Below are 21,197 nucleotides of genomic sequence, written 5' to 3' on the forward strand. Positions count from 1 at the left end.
CAGTAGCTTCGCACCCCCTAAGCCTTAATAGGTAAAGAGATGGACAAGTCATTTCAAATCAATGCCAATCAATTCAAGGAGCACCTCCACGTTTTTAAAAACGCCCCCAGTCATGAGAGCGTTGAGGAGTATATTGCTGTCGAAGAAGAGCTGAAAAAAGAAGTTAACGACATAATCCAATCCATCGGAACCCGACACTCTAGCGGTGGTTATAATATCGATTTGAGACATACTCCAGCGCACAAAGGAAGAATGCTAATACGAGCCATTTTCTCTACGATTGAAGGTGTCGTCTATTGCATGAAGCAAATAGCGGCTTCGAGCCGCGATCTCGACGAGCAACTTACGCTCGAAGAACTGCTTATCTGTAAAGAAGTTGGAATTGATTTAAAGAACAATGGGAAAATTAAAGACTCAAGGATGCGACTTCGATTTGCACCTAACTTGAGATTTGCGTTTGCCATCCTATCGAAAGTACTTGCCCCGAGTTTCAGTCTAGACACTTCGAAAGAAGGATGGAATTGCATGATTCGCTCGGTAGAAGTTAGGAACAGAATCACGCACCCCAAAAATGCGTCTGACTTAGTTTTGACCCCAGAGGAATTAAGTACAGCACTAACGGCATATCTTTGGTTCAATCAGCAAAACGAGGTCATGATTAGCCTGTTTGATCAACGTGTCGAAAAGTCGAGAGACTTTTGGCAGGAGATGCGGCGACGCGGCACGGAGAACAAATAGTAAAGTAGGGCCCGGACAGCGCGTCTTGAAACCCTTTCAGCGGCACGACCCTTGAAATGCAAGCTTCATCCAAATTGATGCCTGGCATTTCCACTAGCGGCGTATCGCCGTCGTGACTCACTTACGCGACAAAGTGATCGCCATAGTAGATTTCGGCAATTACCTTTTCGTGGCCGGGACAACTGGACACCAATACGTGAAACGGGTTGCTCGACGAAGTGTCGTCCATCAATCACGGCTCCGGGAATTACATCAAGGTTTCTCTGCCCTCTTACTTTACTCCCAGGCAAGAGGACACTCGACTTCTTCTCGGTTGCCTGTCCCCAGCCTCCTAGACAGTGCGAGCAAAAAATTGCTGGGCACCCCATCTCAATGAAGCACTTCGCCTCTAAATTGCACATACACCCTGCGGATCATGATCCGTCCGGGGGTGCTGTACCCTCGTCTTCGTTAGCAGAAACGTATGTTCATGGTGCGACTGGCCGCGCCGCTCGGCCCCAACCATCAGGCACCTATACAGCCCGCCGCAGTTGCGTTGGAGTTAGGCATACGTGCACGCATATAATACGACAACCCCATTTCCCTTTGTTTCACAAGCGAGCGTGCATGCGTCTAGAGTGGTCTTCGGCCACGTACCGGCGCTGCGGCTCCCTTTATATTTAGGAGCATCACCATGGCAGATTTCCAAACGGCAACTTTCGGCGGCGGGTGCTTCTGGTGCACCGAGGCCGTGTTTCTAGAGCTTCGTGGCGTGAAGAGCGTGCAGTCCGGCTATGCCGGTGGGCACGTTGCCAATCCAACCTACGAGCAAATCTGCACCAAGAAGACCGGGCACGCCGAGGTGATTCAAATTACTTACGACCCCGATCAGATCAGCTACGAAGGTTTGCTGGAGATCTTCTTTCAAACGCACGACCCAACCACCAAAGACCAGCAAGGTAACGACGTCGGCCCGCAGTATCGCAGTGCGGTCTTCTACCATTCGGACGAGCAGAAGCAGACAGCCAAGCAGTTCATCGGCAAGCTTGAAGAAAGCAACGCATTCTCGGCCCCGATCGTGACCGAAGTGACCGAGATCAACAACTATTACTCGGCCGAAAACTACCACCAGGATTACGTCGCCAATAACCCCGGCAACCCGTACTGCGCGATGGTCGTTCGCCCAAAGCTCGACAAGTTTCGCCAGCAATTTGCTGAGAAGCTGAAGTAACGGCGTTACTTCCGTTCAAACTTGAACTTGAAGCGGTCGTTCTCGACGTGGGCTTCGTCGAAGATCTCGCGAACCTTGGCAATCACCAGCGGGTGATGCTCGGAAAGGTCGACGTTTTCTTCGATGTCCTTGTCGATGTTGTACAGCGATATGTGGGCATCAGGATTGTTGGTCATGTTGTTTTGAACCGCTTTCCATTGGCCCATGCGAACGGCCCGTTTGCCGCCCCGTTCCAAGAATTCCCAGTACAGGTAATCGTGCTGCGGCTGAGCCCCTTCGCCGGTGAGAGTCGGCAACATGCTGATCCCGTCGATGCCGGCAGGAATGTCGGCTCCGGCAAGTTGACAAAGCGTCGGCAACACATCCCAGTGAGCGCTGATCAGATCGCTTTCGCTGCCCGCTTTCACATGGCCAGGCCAACGAATAATGAAAGGAGCCCGAATACCGCCGTCGATCAGGTCGCGTTTGTGACCGCGATAAGGTCCGTTGCTGTTGAAGAAGTCGGGATCGTGACCACCTTCCTTGTGAGCCCCGTTATCGCTGGTGAACATAATGATTGTGTCGTCGTCCAAACCAAGTTGCTTAACCAGGTGCATCACGCGGCCGACGTCCTCGTCCATTTTGGTGCACATTCCGGCGAACGCGGCAATGGGGTTTTTAACGGGAGGCCCGGCGTACTTGCCGATCTTGTTTTCATACTCCGAGAACTTCTGCCGGTAAGGAGCCACATACTCTTCCGGCACGTGCATCGCGGCGTGCGGGATAGCGATCGGCAGGTAGCAAAAGAAGGGCTTGTCCTTATTGTCGCGAATGAACTGCAAGGCGCGGTCCATGATCAAATCGTGTGAGTAGGTCTTGCCGTCGAGCTCTATCTTCTTCTCGTTGTCGAACATCCAAGTCGGGTAGTAAGTATGAGCATTCCGTTGGCAGTTGTAACCGTAGAAAACATCGAAGCCTTGCTTGTTGGGATCCCCTTCGGAACCAGGATAGCCAAGGCCCCATTTGCCGAACGCACCGGTCGTGTAGCCTGCTTCCTTAAGCAGTTTCGGCAGGGTGATCGTATCGGCCGGAATAGGCTCTTGCCCGACCGGTTTCACTTCAGCATTACCGCGAACCGGCGTGTGCCCGGTGTGCAGCCCCGTCATCAGCACACTGCGGGTAGGTGCACAAACCGTGCTGCCGCTGTAGTGCTGCGAGAACTTCATTCCCTCGGCGGCCAAGCGGTCGATGTTGGGGGTCTCGAACTTCTCTTGGCCATAGCAACCAAGATCGCCAATCCCCAGATCGTCGGCAAGGATGTAAATAATGTTTGGCTTTTTGGCTTCGGCGAAATTTGGAAAAACAAAACCAAGGCCGGCAATGGCCAACAACCAAATGGCAAATGTGCGGGTCATCATGAGAACGATTGCCTAAAGGAAACAACGGTAAGGGGGAGCGTGCATTTTACTCAGAGACCAACCAACTGGCGAACGACTTCCATCGACTCGCGTTGCCGCCTGGTCACAATGGCCTGGGCTTGGGCAACCATTTGCTGGGCGTGCTCTGGCCGCTTCACTAAGTCTAACACGGAGGACGGATACTGGGCGACTTGCTCTGGTTGATCGACATCGAACAGCCAATCACCCAGGCCAATATCTTGCCACATAAACCCTTTGGAGGTCTGCTCTTCAAACCTGCCGACGATCGCCGGAACGCCGTTGCCAATACACATGATCGGCGAGTGCATTTCCAGCCCGAAGAACCCAGCCGAGCGAACGTACGTGCTGAGGGCCTGATCGGTGAGCCAAAATTTGTCGCGCCAGACTACGTTCTGCTTCACCTCGTCCGACAGATGGTCGTAGATGTTTTGCTTGGTGACCTTCATTTGGGTCATATCCTCGGGACATAAGAGCACCTTTTTGTCGGTCTCGGTCACCACCTTAGCAATCGCCTCGCGGATCGGCTGGTGGTCGTGGTCCTTCATCGCCTTATTACGAGCATGCCGTTTTTCGTCGAGCTTTCGCCCCTGCTTCACTTCCCAATAAGGCGTGTACCGTAAGCGGGTAATGCAGCACAGAAACTCGCCCCGCTCGAGCCCCACTTTCTTCAAGTAGGCATCCGCAGCGGCATCGTCTCGCAGGTCGCAGGCAAACGCACCATCAGGGCCGAACTCCATGATCGGGCTCTGGATGCCATCCTGCTTCGCCTTCTTCAACGAGATCGAATCACGAAAGTAAACAAACTTGGCAGAGCTCATCAGGTCGATCGTTTCCCGATCGGCGCCGCCATAGGTGATGCCATAAATACCAAATGGCTTCTTCGTGTGTTGGACAAACCGCCCCACGTCACGGCGGGCCACAAAGGAAGGGCCCGAGCCATGCAGCAGAAAGTCACACGAATTGACGGCATCTTTCAACTCGGCGTTGGAAAACTTACCCGACTCACCGATAGAACCTTTTACGACACGCATGTCGGGAAACCGCTTGGCTTCCATCGCGTGGACCTCTTCCGAGAAGTCGCCTGAGGCCCACAGCGTGACTTCGGCCTCCGGCAGGTACTTCTCGAGCAATGCCATCACCCCTGGTGTGTGGGCGATGTCACCGATGTTCACGACTTGCCAGGAAGACCGCAGAATGATCCGCGGCCGCTTGGCCGGCGCCGCATAGACCTTAGAAGCCAACGCGGCAGCCACGGAAGTTTGCAAGAACGTACGACGCTTCATAGGAAGAACCCAAACAGGCGAAAGGAGTGTCGATGAGGCCGCAATTACTTTTTGTCGGCGGCATTCAATGCGTCGATGTTGGCCGATTCATGCAACGCAAGAATCTCTTCGTCGGTAAGTGCCCGATCGAAGACTGCCAGGCCGCCGAACTTGCCTTTGGTCGATTCGCGCAGAAACGAACCGACCGCATAGCGTGCACCGACGGTAAAGTCGGACCCACCGTCTGGCTTCGACTCGGTGTGCTTTTCAGGGTCGTAGGTGAAGATACCGCGACCGTGGTAATACGGATTCATCCCGCGATCTTTACCGTCGGGACCTTCCTGGGTGAAGTAGCGATCGTCTCGACGATCCTTCTTCGGATCGAGCTCACGCTTCTCGTAGGTTCCGTTGATGTAGGCGGTGATTGTTTTGCCGTCGTAAGTGAACGCTAAGGTGCACCACTCTTCTTCAGGAACTTTACGCTTGGTCGCGGCATAGTCGGCACACCAAGGAAAAGCTGAGCCATCGGCGCGACGCGTAACGCCCCCTTCGCTGCTGATGTGAGGCACCAATTGATTCGGGCCGCCGTAAGCCGGCATATTCATCAACAGGGCATACTGACGCGTGCCGCTGTCGTCGTCGCGTCCTTTACCTTCGCTCCACATGCCCGCAATCGTACGGCTTTGGCGAAGATCGATAACCCGCACCACGGCGAACATGCTGACCTGAGCATCCGGCCCGCTTATGTTGAGCTTACCGGTCTTTTCGTAAGGAAGCTCGAGATACTGCTTGCCGTTAAAGTCGACGCTATGCCCCGAGTACGGCCCCTGGTCTGCCCGGGCAATGGGTCCGTTCACTTCGCTCAGTGGGAAATCCCCTGCCGAGGCGATCGACTTGCGGGCCTGTGTGGGCTCTTCATCGAACGTCCAGAAAGCCACCAAGCCTGGGGTCTTCAATACAACCGAAGGATCGCCGGCCGGCTCATGCGCATGGACAGTGGCAAGCGGCGCGACAGCAAAAATGAGTCCCATCAAAAGGGAAAGCGTATGGATCGATCGAAGCATGACGAAGGTTCTCGAAGGGATTGGGGCAAGCCGAAACTACCGGGATTCGGCCTGCCATCGATATTAGTCGATCTCAATCCAACATGGAACCTTTTCGGACGAGGCAATTGCTCGGTCTGAGAATCAGCTGGAGCTTAATCGTCACTCAGTCCGGCCAACATGTCATCGAGCGACAGAGAGGGAATTGCGACGGCGAACGCGTCGTCGGCTATCTCAGAACTTGCGCTGGGTGCGCCACACGACGTGCCGGCACTGCAACAAGAGGCCACCGTCGAAGGACAGCAGCCTGAGGAGACTCCGACCGACATCCCAGCCGAGCAGGCTTCACTTGAAGCAGAGCTAGCAAAGAGAGTCTCTTGGTACTCCTTGGGAAGGTACTGCGTCACGGCCACGGCGACCTCTGGCGAGACAACCGTGATGACCAGCGCCAAGACCGTCAGGCCTGCGAACCCATAGGCCGTGTTCTTCACCCAACCACCCAAGCGGCCAGGCGACGACGTCGATGGCGAACCTTGGCCGGTTGCTTCGGCTGTCTGATTATTGGACTCGTTCGTCTGATTTGAATTTTCCATCGTCTACTCTTTGGGGGGATCGTTAGAAACAGAATAAGACACCATAAGCCGTACTGACATTGTGCGGCCATTGTTCACTTTTTTTCGGTAAGACCTACTACCGTTAGGAGATCTTTCCAGGAATTTCACAATATCACCGGCGTTGAAGATGCGCTTTACCGAATTTGCATTTCCGATCCTCCGTTGTTTTGTTAGTTTCAAAGTGTGCTGTCCGTTACTTTATGGACACACCCAACCCCACTGCGAAGTAACAAATGCCCATGATTATCATGCCTCCTTCGGCGCAGGAGCGCCTCGACCGTATTGAACAGGTTCTCGCACCTCAGCGGCAAGATTTGCTCGACCACCCGGTCTACCAGCAAATTGGCAATGCCGATGCGCTGAAGGTCTTCATGCAGTACCACGTCTTCGCGGTCTGGGATTTCATGTCCCTGCTCAAGGCCCTGCAGTTGAAGCTCACCTGCACGACCGTTCCCTGGCTACCCACCGACAACAACCTGGGTCGCCGTCTGGTGAACGAAATTGTGCTGGCCGAAGAGAGCGACGAAGATGGCGAAGGGGGCTTCAGCAGTCACTTCGAGTTGTACCAAACCTCGATGCGTCAGATCGAAGCCGATAGCTATTTCATCGATCGCTTCCTCCAACGGCTCGACAATGGTCGAGACGTCACAGCCGCACTGTACGAAGCCGACCTACCACGTCCGATCGTGCAGTTCGTGACCAACACGTTCGACCTGATCGCGAGCGACAATCTCTGCGCGATCGCATCTGGCTTCACCTACGGCCGTGAAGATCTTCTGCCTGGCGTCTTTCAAAAGATCGTCGCTCAGGTCAATCAAGAGCTATCTGGCTCGGCATCGAAATTTGTCTATTACCTCGACCGACACATCGAGCTCGACGGCGACTCGCACGGCCCAATGGCCCATCGCCTGCTTTCGCACTTGTGCGGCGAAGACGATGCCAAATGGCAAGCAGCCGAAGACGCAGCCGTACGCAGCCTGGAAGCCAGACTGCTGTTGTGGAACGGCATGCTCGACGCACTGGCCTATTAGGTCACTGGATTTTGAACGTCAAGCGTGCTGATGTCGAGAGAGAATTTCGCGGAAAAAGGGCCGGGCAAATGTCTTCAAATCTTGCCTAGTGACACGGCCAAGCTTTCCACAGGTTCGACATCTCGAGGTGTGGCACTGCCGCCCTCGGCAGTGTGAAGCGACACATTGGATTGAATAGGGCATCTACCTAGGCGAGCAGTCAAATCACGTGCACTTGTTGCGTTGAATCGAGCCCATCCAGGATTTGCACTGCCGAGGGCGACAGTGGCACACAATAAGAGGCTTCACGAGATGGTGAAGTTAACTGCGCCACCCAGCCGATAGGATCCAGCGGCCTTAATTGCACGAGTTACTCTATTTTCCTTTGCGACTTGGAATGTCCAGGTCGATGACATTCGTCCCCGCATCCACCTTCTTGACCAGCGTTGTGCTTTCGCGATTCATGTACTGAGTCTCTAGCTTCACTTTCGGCTTCGGAACATTGTCGATTAGATCCGTTGGTGTGACGTAGACGCGATACTCGCCTACGGGAATCTGATTGCTTCCTCGGCCGTAAGTCAGGCTGTAACTTCCGTCTTCGACGGCGCCACCAATTGCTTCGGCACTGCCGTCAATAGGATCGAAATAGACGAAGAAGCCACCGCTTGGTTCTCCATCAACGTTCACGGTGCCGCTTACGGTGCCAGCATTACCGCTTCCACATCCGGTCAAACCTAGAAGCAACAACGCGAGAACAATCCAGGAAGGTATAACTGTTTTCATTGCAAACATTTCCGAATGATCGAACAAGATAATCAAATGAGTAAGTTGGTGCGCGGACGTAAAGTGCACGAATGGCCACGAATTGCTCGATCGATACATCGAGCAATTCGCATTCGTACGGCAGAGAATTAATAATCGCCGACGACGGCTCCGTCAGCTCGACGGCATAGGGGATTGAAAACAGTCGAAATGTTGACCGTCTCGGCCATAAAGTTGACCGACCCATCTCCCATAACCACCTGAACACCGCCTGGGTGCAAGCTGGAAACTCCCTTCCCTTGATTCCCAGACGAACTAATTGCGTAGAAGTCGCGATTAATTCCGAAGGAACTACGGGCCAAACACCGAGCTGCAGCATAATCCGAGTTATAGTTCTGACGGCCGTTGCCTAACCATGCTGCCGCCTTGAAGGTTCCGTTACCTGAGGCCTTCCCTCCATCTCGTTCGCTAACGACAACGACGTTCGAGCTACCATCCACCATATCTCGGAACGAGAGAAAGCTGTCTCCCCAGAACATTCCCAGTGAGTCTCTGGCTTTGGCAGGTGTCACCGAGAAATCGACGGTAGGATTTGATCCATCACCGGCAATTGCCACATAGTTCGAGGTGGCGACCTCGAAATGTGCCGTATTGCCAAATTTACAAAGATTATTGAGATCCGCAGTGACATCGGATGGACACCGATACCCGTCGATCCGAGTTTGCAGCAATTGCCGGTCGGTCGTGGACGCTCCACTTACATAGACTTCAGCCAAGGGGCGGGGCTGATGCGGACTAAGGGCTTCGTAAAGGTTGTCCTGTTCGATGAACGGCAGCAGGGCAACTGTCCAGCCGTAGGTAGGGCTCGTTTCGCCATTATTATGATCGATGCGATAGCCCGCGGGAAACGCGCGATAGGTATCATGATAATTATGCAGGGCCAAACCAATCTGCTTGAGATTGTTGGAACACTGAATTCGTCGAGCTGCTTCTCGGGCCTGCTGTACCGCGGGCAACAGCAAGGCAACCAGGACGCCGATGATCGCAATCACCACCAATAATTCAACCAGTGTGAACCCGGAGAATTTCTTTCGAATCATATCAACCCTTCTTTAAGCAAGGAGTAGTGACACCCTTACGACGTCGAATAATGGAAAGACGTGCTGAGGATAGGGCATCGATGGAAATCGGCAGGGGCTTTTCGGATCGCATGAAAAAAGGACATCCGCTGCCTGACTAATTACTACCGAAGTGCCAAAGGATTCTCGGGGAAAATTCTCGAAACTGGCGATTTTCCGAAAATTGACGCAATTACGTTGAAAAATGCAGGCCTGCGGTAGTGAACTACTGAGAAGAATTCATTTCCTATGCGGAAAACGGGCCGGTAGAGAGGAGGCACTTCTACCCATTCGTTTCTTTCGCAGCAAGGACTTAGGGATGTCGGAGAAGAGTCGAAAACTGGCAGATACCATGGGTAAAGAAGAATCGGGGGATGCGTCCCGTTTTATTCAGCTATTCATGGCCCATGAACGCCAACTGCGGTTTTTTGTTCATCAACTCTTACCCGACCGCAACGACGTCGACGAGGTGATGCAAAATGCGAGTGTTGTTTTATAGTCGAAGTTTGAAGAACTCGAAAATGACAGCGACTTTATCAAATGGGCCTATGTGGTCGCCCGGTACGAGGTCCTAGCCTATCGCCGGCAAAAAGCGAGGGATCGGCTCATTTTGGATCCCGAGCTGCTGACGACGATTGCGCAGGAAATCTCCGAAGACCCGGTACTCGTCCAGGATTATCAGTGCGCTTTGCGAGAATGCCTGGAAAAATTATCGGAAAAAGACCGACGCCTGGTGGTACAAACATACAGCCACGGGCTCAAGGTATCCCAGCTCGCCGAAGAGCTGTGCCGTTCTGTGCAGAGCATTTATCGAAAGCTGTCCGGCTTGCGCGAACGATTGTCTCGATGCGTCAAACTTAGTCTTGCGAGTTGATCGATGAGTAATGCGACACCTTCCCATCTCTATCAGGAACTAGAGCGGCTGCTCGGAGAGTACGCCAACGGCGAAATCTCTCGGGACGGATTAGATCGACTCGAGGAAATTCTAAAACAGAGTCCCGAGGCGCGGAAGGAATACATCGAGTTCTTTCGGGTTCACGCCGGTTTGTACGACTTGGTTGAAGAATTTTCACATCGTGATTCGCGCAGCGAAACTACGATGGCGAACTTAAAAGGAAGTCGTCAATCTGAACTGCGGCCATTTTGGTCGCCGTTCGCAATCGCATGCCTTGCCGCATGCCTATTAATTGCAAGTTTCGTTTTCTTTTCGTCCGGAGAGAATAACCTCGCGGATCCACAATCGAACGCGACGCAGGTGAGTCGGACTAGCCGCTCGTTCACGCTTCCCTACACGACAACCACGCAACCCATCGCCGTCATTTCGCGCATGGTTGATGTCGTGATGGCTCCGGGGGAAACGGCACTGCATATTGGCCAAAGCTTGCCGCCACAGCAGGTCACCTTACAGGCAGGTCTCGTGCAGTTTGACTTTCTCAATGGAGTGACCGTAGTCGTCGAAGGGACGGTCAAATTAGAACTGGTCTCGCAGACGCGTTGCAAATTGTACCGCGGCCAGGCTCGGGTCTATGCGTCTTCACAAGAGGATGGGTTCACCCTCGAAACAGAAGATGCGACCTTCATTGATCGAGGAACGGAATTTGGTGTTCGCGTTACTCCAGGGAAGGAGGCGGAAGTTCACGTCATTGATGGACAAGTCGACGTACTGCAACGCGCATCCGCGGAAACAACTAATTCGGTCACCACCGGAAATGCCGTGACCGTTTCCTCGAACCACCCACCGCAAGATATTGGCTTTCGGCCGGATGACTTTCCGAGCATCAACGGGGTTGCCCAGCGACTCTCCGCTCAGACGGCCGAACGTTTCCAACAGTGGCGAAACAATCGACAAGAGATACTGGAAGATGAAGATCTCGTGGTCTTCTACGACTTTCAGTCCAATCCCGATAATGCTCAGCAGGTCGTCAATCGCGTCAGCAGTGGGTTGGACGGCACGATCGTGGGCTGCAAAATCGCAGAAGGCCGCTGGCCGGGGAAGGAATCGCTCGAATTCAAAGGATTTCATGATCGCGTGCGGATCAACATACCTGGTGAGTTCGATGCGATTACCCTAAGTGCCTGGATACGCATCGATGGTTTCGATCGACCATTTAGCTCGATCATGCTGACCGACTACTTTCAAGACGGGCACATCCATTGGCAGTTCCGCTCTGATGGTCGTGTGGAAATGGGCATTCGACCAAAACATGAAGAGCGTATTCTCTATCTCTCAGATCCTGAATTAGGCTTCGACGACCTGGGGCGATGGTTGCACCTGGTGACGGTCTTCGATCCGAACTTGGGCAGAGTCTTTCATTATCTCGACGGAAAATTGATTTTGAACGCCCCCATCGAGACCGGCCGAGAAGGTGACTTTCGGGCACCTACCGAAACGCTCGATAAACTGAGAATCGGTTACGCGGAGCTTGGAAACTGGCGTCGCAAAGATCCTGGCGAACCCTATTCGATTCGAAGTCTAAATGGACGGATGGACGAGTTCGCCGTTTATTCTCGAGCACTGAGCGAAACCGAAGTTGTGCGGTTGTTTGAGATTGGCAAGCCATGATTCAAGAAACAACCGGATTCCCGTGAGCAGTCCAACCTTTTGATTGCTGCCCCAGGTCGAACGGTCCTGGGATAATTGCTCGGCCTAACCTGATCACCTCGTCAACTATGAAGTCTATAACAGAATGGACCCGCAGGCGCCTGAAGCACTCTCGCAAGAGTTAAATACCTGCGTACGCTTGCTGCGTTGAAGTGCCCCGCACTAGTCTACCGCTAGGCATTACAAGTCTTTTGCGGCGGATGGGTTCGAAGCCTGGATCAATTCGAGGAACTCCGGCTTCCCGATTCCTCCGGTTCGCCACTGCAAGACTTCTCCTTGGGGATCAATCACGATCGTGACTGGTGGGCCGCTGACTTTGTAGCGAGACATTACCGTAGCGTTCTCTGGGTCATCCACGTCAATTGCTACCGGTATGAACCTCGCGTTGACCATGGCCGTTACCTGTTCGTCCGCCCATACCTGGCGTTTCATAATCCGGCACGGTACGCACCACTGGCCGGTGAAGCAAAGGATGATCGGCTTGCCCGTTTTGGCTGCTTGTCGCTCGGCTGCAGCATAGTTGTCCGCCCAGGCGATGCTATTGGAGGGGGCATAATAGCTATACCAAGCGAATGCCAGTGAGACCACCAGAAAGGTCAGCCAGAAGCAACGCCAGAAATGAAAGATTCTCTTGCGACCTGGCGCTGATTCAGAGTTGCCGGACAATGGTACTTGGGATAGCGATTCATTCATGGCTGTAAGTGCGGCTAGGTGATGCGGGCAAAGTTACCGGATCGAGTTCTAGTAGGCTTTGACCGGTGGCTGTGGGGGTACTTCGTTTTTACCGAGCAAATCTTGGAATAATTCCACAATGGCTCTTTCGATAGGCCACCGGATGCCAAACCCTATTTATCGATGGCTTGATGATACCTGCTTCACCACGGCTGACGAGATAGCCAACTGCAACGACGTATAGAATTACAGTTCCCCAGAACTCGGACAAAAATATCCGCTTGCTGGATTTACGCCGCACAAGGCGTATTGCTGGCAGGGGCGCCGGGCCCATGGGTCAAGAAATAAAAAAACCCGGCGTACGTTTGTTAAGCGTCAACGTACGTCGGGCTCACACCGCGGCAAAGTGCTTAACGCTCCGTGCGGTGTCCATGTTCGACCGCAGACGATTGGAGCAACCGTCCAGAAGGGCCCATTCGGCCGAACACTTCAAACTTAGGTCAACATTTGATCGAAGGCAAACTTTTTCTGGGGACGTTTTCTTCAAAGCGAATTGCGTACAATGCAGCAACCTCGCTTCACGATTCATTCGGTATTGATAGATGTCTTTGTTTGAACAAGCCGAAGCCAAGAACTTCGATCGAGCCAAACCACTCGCGGCCCGTATGCGTCCGCGCAATTTGCCTGAGTTCGTCGGGCAAAAGCATTTCCTGGCCGAAGGAAAGCTGCTGTGGCGATTGATCAAATCCAATCGCCTGACGTCGGTGCTCTTCTACGGCCCCCCAGGCTGCGGCAAGACAACCCTCGCCCAGTTGCTCGCTTCGGAAACGAAGTCCCGCTTCCGCCAGCTCAATGCGGTAACGTCGGGCGTGAAGGAGCTTCGCGAGGTGCTGCAAGAAGCGCAACGTGAAGTCGCTACCGGTGGACGTAAAACATTGCTCTTCATCGACGAAATCCACCGTTTCAACAAGTCGCAGCAAGATGCCCTGCTGCCTGATGTCGAGAACGGGGTGGTCATCCTGGTGGGAGCAACGACCAGCAATCCCTTCTTTGCCGTCAACAGTGCGTTGGTCAGCCGCAGCCAGATCTTTCAGTTTGAACCTCTCACGCCGGAAGAGATTCACGATGTTCTTACGGCTGCGTTAAGTGATCCGCATCGGGGGCTGGGCAAGCACGACGTTCAACTGGACGAGGACGCGGCTCGATTTCTCGGTGAGGTGTGCGACGGCGACGCGCGGCGTGCGCTGAACGCTTTGGAGATCGGCGTCCTTTCGTCCGAAGCCAAGCCAATCCACTTTACCCGGCAGTTGGCCGAAGAGTCGATCCAGAAAAAAGCCGTGCAGTACGATCGCGACGGCGACACGCACTACGACACGGCCAGCGCGCTCATCAAGAGCATCCGCGGCAGCGATGTCGATGCGGCCATTTACTGGCTGGCCAAGATGCTCGAAGGTGGCGAAGACATTCGCTTCATCACGCGGCGGCTGATCATTTCGGCCAGCGAAGACATCGGCAACGCTGACCCGCATGCGCTGACGATCGCTGTCTCGGCTATGCAGGCCTGCGAAATGATCGGCCTGCCGGAATGCCAGCTCACGCTATCGCAAACGGTGGCGTACTTGGCCTGTGCTCCCAAGAGCAACGCGGCCACCGTGGCAATCGGCGAAGCGAGGAAAGACATCCGCGAAGGACGCGTCGAGCCGGTTCCAGTTCACCTTCGCGATTCGCACTATGGCGGAGCCAAAGATCTTGGCCACGGCGAAGGGTACCAGTATGCCCACAACGAGCCAGACGGCATCGCCTCGCAAAGCTATCTGGGCATCGACCGCGAGTACTACCGCCCGGTGCCGCGAGGCTTCGAGGCGACGCTACAAAAACGGGTAGAAGTCTACCGAAAGCGGCTGCGCGGTGAAGATGTTTAGGCTCTGATTCGGAGGGTGTGAGAAGCGAAACGCACCGCGGAAGCGGACAGGCGCGACGCTAGTTCGACAGTTGATCTCGGTTGTATCGGTGAGAATCAGACGGATCGAACCGACGTCGCCGCTCTGCTTAGATCGTCGGCAGAGCGGCAAAGTGTTCGATCGCTTGAAAGCTAACTCATCGCAGTCCATCAAGCGATAGAGGACACTGCGAACTATTCCCGCGCTTGTTTCAGCGGCGGCTCGTAGATGTCGAAGCTTTCGATGGTTATCGGGCCATCGCCGTTGGCGACCAACTTGAGCTTGTGCGAACCGTTTGTCAGGTTCGTAACCAAGCGGAAGCGGTGGGAGCCGGTGTTGTTTTGGGCAAAGCTTACTTCGCCCAGCGTGGCACGCTTCACCTCGAAGACAAACCGGTGTCCGGCGACCGTCTTTTGGGGATCACGCCAGTCCAGCGGGTCGAGACGAATCTGGCCTGAGTCGCTAGTAAAGGCTTGCTGAGCGTTCCCGTGACCGTCCGGACCGGTCTTACTGCCAACCAACTTGAAACCGCCGGAACCATCTTCCCCCACCATGGTAATGGTCCAAGTCTGAGGTTCGATATTCTTTTCCAAAAAGATCCCATGCGGAGCCATGTCGCCAGTCAGACGAGGCGTCCCCTTGTCTGACTCAGGACGGATGAATGTGGCATAGTAAGCATCTATTTCATCCGCCGGTTGGCCGTCCAGAAATAACTGAGCCGTACCTGCATCTTGGCCGCTGCGGGCATTCATATCAATGCGATTGCCTTTAAAGGCAACCTCGAGTGTGGCTCCTTGGTTCGACGCGGTGACCGCTTGCCCATTGTTGGTTTTCAGAAACCCTTGGCCAAGTTGAATGTCTTTGCCGTCGATGACGGAAAGATTGCGTTCACGTTCGCTTGGGTCGTAGGCGAACTGATTAGGCACGTGGAAGTGCCGGGCAATATTTTGATTGATGATGTTCCGGGTTCGCTTGTTTTGGTGAACCGAGTCGAAGGTCATGTCTTTGGGGCTGAGATTGTTGTCACTCATCCACGCGGCCATTTCACCACGATTCTCGACATACTCAATTCCGTAAGGTTCAACGAGCTTTTTGATTCCCTCGACATTCTGATCGACCGGTTCATCCCGCTTTCCCCACAAGTAGTCGCGTTGTTTGCGGTAGTGAATCGAGGGCACAAGAATGTCGGCGGTGGAACAAGCGCGAATCTCCCGAATGACTTCCTCCGGCGTACCCTTTCCTTTTTCGACGGCATACAGCAACACCACGTCCGGCGGATCGGCGATAAGAAGATGCCGCACCCAACCATCCAAAAAGCGGTACTCGGTAGCGCTGCCCACATGCTTGTGATAGACGATGTCCGGGGCATTGGGGAACCGCTGGCGAATCATGTCGATCAATTCGCTGCCATCACCGAGAAAGTTGGTGTAGCTGGAACCCAACGCCCAAATTACCAGCGGTCGACCTAGCTGGTCCCCCTGCTGAATTTTCTTCATGGTCAAGGCCATGTGCTTTCCGTCATCCGGCCTTGGTTTCGCGATATAGGGGGCTTTGCCTCCCCAAATATCCTGCGCGGAAACAGATAGCGGCAGGCAAAGAAGGGAACCAAACAAAATGGCCAGAGCCCCGAATCCAGGTGTGAGTACGCCGAGATGCATAGCGTGGTGCTCCTCTTGATAGCGATCGAAGGGGGACTGCCAACAACCTTTGAACTTGCTGTTGATCGTAGTCGGTAGACAGGAAGACACGTCTGTGGGCATGTCTTGTTGAGGTAGTAGGCTGCAGGCAACGGTTTCGTTTGTCGACGAAGACGACGGCCCCGGGACACAGCTCACACAAAACCCTTCGTATAGCATTGCCTATTTTATTCACGAAGTTTGTGTTTTTTTAATGAGGAGAGGTCGATGGCTAGGGTGCCACCCAACGCTGGTAACGATTCTACAACTACTCACTCGCGATCATGTTTTGTTCGGCTGTGGCGCCCTTCACTTTAGAGGCTGCACAACTGGGAAGTTTCTTTTCCCGCCGGTAGTTGCGACGGTTCTGTTGCTTGGTTGACGGCACATAAGAGAGCAAAAGTCTTTTCTCTTCCACGGTCACTACTAAGTATCCGGTACTACCCAAAGAACGGTTTGGCTAAGATCCGTTCCGAATGACTTTAACGCAGTGCTTCACGTCGCCAGATCCAATACGAAGCCGAACACGCCACGGTCCGAAAGTCGTTGGCTATCGCAGGACGATGGTTTTCCGCCAGAGGAAGATTTTGGGAAGCGTGCTGGATGATTCGATAGAGCGGCTGAGTCGAGACCCAGCCTGCCAAATTTCTTATCCGCGCCCATCGGTGCTGGTCCGTGGTTACTCCTTCCCCCTCGGTGCGATGCGTTTCACTTCTCACCCCCTACGTTTAGTAGCAGCTAGCAGCGTGAAGGAAAACGGTCTTTGTGCGAATTGCCGGTTTCGCTACTATCTGCGAACGCTTGCGGAACTAGGGTCTGCTTTTGGGCAGGTTTCTAGGCAAGCAATCAGAACAATATGGCCAGTGCGACGATTGTCGCGATGATGCCCAACAGCCCGAAGATGATCCACGCGAAAGACTTCCCTGCCCAGGGACTCGTATTGTGGATAATCGCATGCAGGCAGACCGGGCAAACATCGACATCGTCGAAGATTTCGGCTCCGCACTCGGGGCAGATCATCGTGTCGTCCTGATCGTCTTCAGGTTCGTCGTCGATCCAATCTTCGTCGTATTCGTCGCTGTCGTACATGTTCCTGGGATGGGTAAAGCAAAGTAAGAGCACACCTCGGCATTATCAATCTTCGGCAGAAGGACCTGCGAAGGATGAGCCGAAATCGTCAGGGAGGACGAAGGTGGAAACGATTAAAACCGCATGCATGGTCATTGTACTTATGGCCATTGGTTATGGCGTCTACACCGTCTTGAATCAGCCGGAAGATATCCCGCCGGAAGTGGCCCAAGCCAGCGAAAGCATGGACCTCACGTTGCCTGACTTCTCGGATATGGCCATGCCAGGCGGATCTCCTTCCACGTCGCCATCCTCGGCGATGGGCCCCCCTTCCTCGGCACCCAAGTTTGATAACGAGGGATTTGCTAGCGGACGATTGACGGCTCCGCAGCTCGGCGAATCAGGCGGAGGCGCACCCTCGTTCGATGCCTCGTCAGCAGCTAGTCAAAACGACCACGATGACCACGGGAACGATCCTTCGGCAGACGCAGCGAAGTTCGTAAGCTCTAGCGACTTACCGCCGCTGGGTAGTGCTGCACCGACCAACCCGGCCAATGAAATGGCTTCCAGCGAAGCCCCTATCCCCACTTCGCCAGACGCTTCTCGCACCGAGTTGGCCTCGGTTTATGGCCAAAGCAACCAAGGCGGAATGTCCAACCCCAGCAGCAGCGGATCTTCGCAGTCGAGCGAACAATTCCAAGCCGACTGGGACGAAGCCCAGGTTTACCTTCGCCAGAACGACCTGGTCGAAGCAACCCGGCGGCTAACCCCATGGCGACATCGCCCCGAGCTGAATCCTTCGCAGAAAGAGAAACTGAATCTACTGCTGAGCCAACTTGCAGGCACCGTGATTTACTCGACCCAGCACTCGCTGGAAGAGCCTTATACGGTGGGCAGCGGAGAAACACTCAGCAGCATTTCCCAGCAATTTCAGGTACCTGATATTCTGCTGATGCGGATCAATGGCATTGCCGACCCCAACAACTTGACGCCTGGCCAAAAGCTGAAAGTTCTGCGTGGCCCCTTCCATGCGAAGGTCGATATGACGCACAACGAATTGACGCTGGAAATCGACGGCTGTTATGCCGGTCGGTTCCCAATCACCATCGAGAACGGCGCCATTATTCCGGCCGGAGATCATGAAGTGCTGCGGAAGGAAGCCAACCCGCAGTTCTACGACGAGGCGACCCAGAAGATTCTGACGGCCAACGATCCGGCGAATCCTTTTGGAGGCCATGCGGTGCACCTCGATGGTGGAATCGTCCTGCACGGCAGCGGCGGCCCAGGCGGCTCGATCAGCATGAGCCCACGCGACTCGGAAGACATCTACGGCATTCTTTCGGTCGGCTCGAAGGTCACTGTTCGCCGATAATTTGACTGGCGAGTCAATCGCGGATAGCCTACCGCTAGAGAGGTACCACTTCGGCATCCTTCCTTGGTGGAGGCCGTCATGTCTGAACCGACTGCAACGCCACGCACTCCATCCTGCAAACGTCGCTCTTGGCCGCTGCGGTGGTCGTTGCGCGTGATGATTGCCGTCATCACTTTAATTTGCATTGCGTTTGCTTGGCTGGGGCACATTTGGCATCTGGGGCAAGTCCATGAAGAGGTGGGCAATGCGATTGAAATGACGTACGCCGAAGAGATACGCAAGTTTGGATTCACCGGCGTCACTTGGAGACTTTCCGAGCAACTGAAGTTTAGTAGGGGAAAGGGAATAGGCGGTCCCATTGGGGCGGTCGAATCCCAAGTTAAACATGCGCCTCAATGGATGCGTGTCACCGGCTTTGATCGCTTCTGGCAGCGCATTGATTCGATTTATCTGCACTCGAGGCTGCCACCCGAAAATATTGAGGTTGTCGTCACTCAGGTACCCAGGCTCGATCATCTCGGATTGCTACACATTAGCGGCAGCCGGTTTCCCGAAGCGAAACTAGCCGCGATGGTCGGCTCGATCCGCCTGGACCGGCTGCACGCCACGCACGCATCGCTCGGGCAAGGTCCCATGCCGTGGTTGCGACATACAGGGCTGAAAGAGCTGAACCTGTCGCACACGCAGTTCTCCGACGCCGCGGTGGACGACTTGCCGGTTTCGCTCCAGCGGTTGGAACTGGAAGACACGCAGCTGACCGACACCGGTATGGCCAAGCTGGCACGCTTGAAAAACCTGAAGTTCCTAATCCTTCGCGGCATGCGAGCTCACGATGAAACTTTCGTTGAGCTGAAGGCCAAGTTGCCTGGCTGCATCATCGATTGGGATACGTTCGAGTCCGAAGAGCTGAAGCAGCAGCGACGAAAGCTCAAGCGACGAGAGAGACGTCTGCAATATGAACGCGAACATGGGATCACGAGCGACCAGAACTAGAATGGAATCATGGATCGCATGAACGAAACATCTTCAGCCGGTACGCAGACGAAAGAGAAGCCAAAGCGTTGGCGGCTGCGCTGGTCGATGCGGGCTTTCTTCATTGCAATCACGCTGCTGTGCCTGGTCTTTGGACTGGTCGGCCAGAGGCTGTATGTGGGGTTGGTACACGCTGATGTTGGTGAGCAGTTGACGCTGCAAGCCGAGAAGACACCCATTCGTTACGGTTTCCCGTCGCCAGACAAGGTCATTATTGGCTGGACGATTCCACATCAGCCGGTGGGCAGGATTCATTTTACTAATGACAACACGCTTCCCACATGGATGAAATGGACCAACAGCGATATCCTTTTTCGGCGTCTCGATCGAGTGGCGATACTAGTTGGTATTCCTAATGATGAGCTGGAAATAACCTTCCAGCAAGTCCATCGGCTCGAACGGATACGACGAATGACGATCCAGTCTTTCCTTACGGCCGAGCAGGCCCAACGTTACCTATCGCGGCTTAAGATTCGCGATCTATACCTTCGTATTGAACGTGGAGAAAATAAGCCGCTGCCGTTTCTCCGTGACCTCGGCGTCGAAGTTCTCGAAATTCATAATTTCCCCGAAGCGGCGGTCGATGACTTGCCACTCTCGCTCAAGCAATTAGATATCGGAGGGGCAGATATCTCGGATCGCTCTCTTTCCAAGTTCGTTCGGCTGAAGACCCTGGAGACACTCGACCTTCGCCATGTGCATCCGGCGGCCAGCGAGAAAGGCATCGAAGAACTTCGGCGTCAGATGCCGTGGTGTGAGATTTTGTGGAAGCCAAGGCCTTCATGAAAACCCCTCACCCTAACTCTCTCCCCTCAGGGGAGAGGGGACAAGATTTTGGTAGGCGGCTTGGCAGCTAGACGGTTTCGACGCAGCCTTCGGCCAGGCGGACAATCGAGTCGGCCTGGTCGGCGATGCTTTGGTCGTGGGTGACCATGACGATGGTCAGGCCTTGTTCTTCGTTCAGTTTACGCAGCAAGCCCAGGACTTCTTCGCCCGTTTGGCGGTCGAGATTGCCGGTGGGTTCGTCGGCCAGTAGGACCTTAGGATCAGAGACTAATGCCCTGGCAATCGCCGTGCGTTGCATTTCGCCGCCGGAAAGTTCGCGCGGTTTGTGGTTCAAACGGTGGCCCAGGCCGACCATGTCGAGCAGGTGCTTGGCGCGTTCTTTGAGTTGTTTTCGCACGCCCCAATACTTAAAGAAACCGTGCGAGATCATTGCTGGGGTCAGCACGTTTTCAAGTGTCGTTAGTTCCGGCAGCAAGTGATAGAACTGAAAGATGAGCCCGAACTGGCCGTTGCGGAGACGATCGCGCTGGCGGATAGGCAGGTTATCGGTCCGCTGATCTTCAAAGTAAATCTCGCCTTGGTCAGGCACATCAAGCGTGCCCATCAAGTGCAGCAGCGTGCTCTTGCCGGAACCGCTTTGGCCGATGATCGACGTGATGCGGCCTTCGTTGGCGACGAAGTCGACGCCGCGAAGAACGGGGATGATGTGCTGGCCTTTGCGGTAGCTCTTGTGCAGGCCGATCGTACGCAGCAACGGCTTGTCGACTTCGATCGGTGTGTCGAAGCGATCGGTATGCACTAGCGGGCCTGGCTTCTTGGGTGACGGAGTGACAGCCGGGGCGGTCGCGGTGGTCGTGTAGGTATCGCTCATCGT

The 21,197-nt window shown here is 54.3% G+C and carries 19 protein-coding genes and 1 pseudogene; 10 read left to right on the forward strand and 10 right to left on the reverse strand.

Going from position 1 to position 21,197, the window contains the following annotated elements; translation table 11 throughout:
• The first annotated feature begins 39 nt into the window (after nt 1-39).
• Together HOV93_RS01910 and msrA are read left to right on the forward strand one after the other, a co-directional pair.
• Nucleotides 40-738, forward strand: a complete 699-nt coding sequence (locus HOV93_RS01910) for a hypothetical protein (protein ID WP_207394744.1) — start codon at nt 40-42, stop codon at nt 736-738.
• 673 nt (nt 739-1,411) lie between these two features.
• Nucleotides 1,412-1,948 carry a peptide-methionine (S)-S-oxide reductase MsrA gene (gene msrA / locus HOV93_RS01915; RefSeq protein ID WP_207394745.1) on the forward strand — a complete coding sequence of 179 codons (537 nt, stop codon included), beginning with the start codon at nt 1,412-1,414 and terminating at the stop codon, nt 1,946-1,948.
• 5 nt (nt 1,949-1,953) lie between these two features.
• Here msrA and HOV93_RS01920 read toward each other — a convergent pair whose 3' ends face one another.
• From HOV93_RS01920 to HOV93_RS01935, 4 genes are all read right to left on the reverse strand, one after another.
• Nucleotides 1,954-3,345, reverse strand: a complete 1,392-nt coding sequence (locus HOV93_RS01920; protein ID WP_235989683.1) for an arylsulfatase — start codon at nt 3,343-3,345, stop codon at nt 1,954-1,956.
• 50 nt (nt 3,346-3,395) lie between these two features.
• Complete coding sequence (locus HOV93_RS01925) at nt 3,396-4,649, reverse strand: polysaccharide pyruvyl transferase family protein (protein WP_207394746.1); 1,254 nt, start codon at nt 4,647-4,649, stop codon at nt 3,396-3,398.
• Between the two features lie 44 nt (nt 4,650-4,693).
• Nucleotides 4,694-5,692 carry a hypothetical protein gene (locus HOV93_RS01930; RefSeq protein ID WP_235989684.1) on the reverse strand — a complete coding sequence of 333 codons (999 nt, stop codon included), beginning with the start codon at nt 5,690-5,692 and terminating at the stop codon, nt 4,694-4,696.
• Nucleotides 5,693-5,826: 134 nt separating this feature from the next.
• Nucleotides 5,827-6,264 (reverse strand): hypothetical protein, encoded by a 438-nt coding sequence (locus HOV93_RS01935; RefSeq protein WP_207394747.1) that lies wholly within the window; start codon nt 6,262-6,264, stop codon nt 5,827-5,829.
• A 254-nt stretch (nt 6,265-6,518) separates the two neighbouring features.
• On the opposite strand from HOV93_RS01935, the gene HOV93_RS01940 reads away from it, so the two are divergent.
• Nucleotides 6,519-7,316, forward strand: coding sequence for a DUF3050 domain-containing protein (locus HOV93_RS01940; protein WP_235989685.1), 798 nt, complete (start codon nt 6,519-6,521; stop codon nt 7,314-7,316).
• A 354-nt stretch (nt 7,317-7,670) separates the two neighbouring features.
• Here the strand turns inward: HOV93_RS01940 and HOV93_RS01945 are convergent, their stop codons facing one another.
• Both HOV93_RS01945 and HOV93_RS01950 read right to left on the reverse strand, forming a co-directional pair.
• Nucleotides 7,671-8,078 carry a hypothetical protein gene (locus tag HOV93_RS01945; protein ID WP_207394748.1) on the reverse strand — a complete coding sequence of 136 codons (408 nt, stop codon included), beginning with the start codon at nt 8,076-8,078 and terminating at the stop codon, nt 7,671-7,673.
• A 128-nt stretch (nt 8,079-8,206) separates the two neighbouring features.
• Entirely contained in the window at nt 8,207-9,157 is a 951-nt protein-coding gene (locus HOV93_RS01950; RefSeq protein WP_207395033.1) for a DUF1559 domain-containing protein, read from the reverse strand.
• A 337-nt stretch (nt 9,158-9,494) separates the two neighbouring features.
• Here HOV93_RS01950 and HOV93_RS01955 point away from each other — a divergent pair, with 337 nt between their 5' ends.
• The 3 genes and pseudogenes from HOV93_RS01955 to HOV93_RS01965 all read left to right on the forward strand — a co-directional run bounded on the left by HOV93_RS01955 (nt 9,495) and on the right by HOV93_RS01965 (nt 11,738).
• Nucleotides 9,495-9,674, forward strand: coding sequence for a hypothetical protein (locus HOV93_RS01955; protein ID WP_207394749.1), 180 nt, complete (start codon nt 9,495-9,497; stop codon nt 9,672-9,674).
• Between the two features lie 18 nt (nt 9,675-9,692).
• Nucleotides 9,693-10,049 (forward strand): annotated as a pseudogene (locus HOV93_RS01960) (sigma-70 family RNA polymerase sigma factor); the annotation flags it as partial.
• 3 nt (nt 10,050-10,052) lie between these two features.
• Entirely contained in the window at nt 10,053-11,738 is a 1,686-nt protein-coding gene (locus tag HOV93_RS01965) for a LamG-like jellyroll fold domain-containing protein (protein ID WP_207394750.1), read from the forward strand.
• Nucleotides 11,739-11,957: 219 nt separating this feature from the next.
• On the opposite strand, the gene HOV93_RS01970 is transcribed toward HOV93_RS01965, so the two are convergent.
• The gene (locus tag HOV93_RS01970) at nt 11,958-12,470 is read right to left on the reverse strand and encodes a thioredoxin family protein (RefSeq protein ID WP_207394751.1); all 513 of its coding nucleotides are present in this window, start codon (nt 12,468-12,470) and stop codon (nt 11,958-11,960) included.
• 581 nt (nt 12,471-13,051) lie between these two features.
• Between HOV93_RS01970 and HOV93_RS01975 the strand changes: the two genes are divergently transcribed.
• The gene (locus HOV93_RS01975) at nt 13,052-14,371 is read left to right on the forward strand and encodes a replication-associated recombination protein A (protein ID WP_207394752.1); all 1,320 of its coding nucleotides are present in this window, start codon (nt 13,052-13,054) and stop codon (nt 14,369-14,371) included.
• A gap of 212 nt (nt 14,372-14,583) precedes the next feature.
• Here HOV93_RS01975 and HOV93_RS01980 read toward each other — a convergent pair whose 3' ends face one another.
• Both HOV93_RS01980 and HOV93_RS01985 read right to left on the reverse strand, forming a co-directional pair.
• Nucleotides 14,584-16,047, reverse strand: a complete 1,464-nt coding sequence (locus HOV93_RS01980; RefSeq protein ID WP_207394753.1) for an SGNH/GDSL hydrolase family protein — start codon at nt 16,045-16,047, stop codon at nt 14,584-14,586.
• 864 nt (nt 16,048-16,911) lie between these two features.
• Nucleotides 16,912-17,154: a hypothetical protein gene (locus HOV93_RS01985; protein WP_207394754.1), complete on the reverse strand. Its 243-nt coding sequence runs from the start codon at nt 17,152-17,154 to the stop codon at nt 16,912-16,914.
• Nucleotides 17,155-17,257: 103 nt separating this feature from the next.
• On the opposite strand from HOV93_RS01985, the gene HOV93_RS26310 reads away from it, so the two are divergent.
• From HOV93_RS26310 to HOV93_RS02000, 3 genes are all read left to right on the forward strand, one after another.
• Nucleotides 17,258-18,505 carry a LysM peptidoglycan-binding domain-containing protein gene (locus HOV93_RS26310; RefSeq protein WP_207394755.1) on the forward strand — a complete coding sequence of 416 codons (1,248 nt, stop codon included), beginning with the start codon at nt 17,258-17,260 and terminating at the stop codon, nt 18,503-18,505.
• A 78-nt stretch (nt 18,506-18,583) separates the two neighbouring features.
• Nucleotides 18,584-19,498 carry a hypothetical protein gene (locus HOV93_RS01995; RefSeq protein WP_207394756.1) on the forward strand — a complete coding sequence of 305 codons (915 nt, stop codon included), beginning with the start codon at nt 18,584-18,586 and terminating at the stop codon, nt 19,496-19,498.
• Between the two features lie 18 nt (nt 19,499-19,516).
• Nucleotides 19,517-20,323, forward strand: coding sequence for a hypothetical protein (locus HOV93_RS02000; RefSeq protein WP_207394757.1), 807 nt, complete (start codon nt 19,517-19,519; stop codon nt 20,321-20,323).
• Between the two features lie 67 nt (nt 20,324-20,390).
• Here HOV93_RS02000 and HOV93_RS02005 read toward each other — a convergent pair whose 3' ends face one another.
• Nucleotides 20,391-21,194, reverse strand: a complete 804-nt coding sequence (locus HOV93_RS02005; protein ID WP_207394758.1) for an ABC transporter ATP-binding protein — start codon at nt 21,192-21,194, stop codon at nt 20,391-20,393.
• Between the last annotated feature and the right edge of the window lie 3 nt (nt 21,195-21,197).

The organism is Bremerella alba (genome assembly GCF_013618625.1).
Taxonomy (GTDB): domain Bacteria; phylum Planctomycetota; class Planctomycetia; order Pirellulales; family Pirellulaceae; genus Bremerella; species Bremerella alba.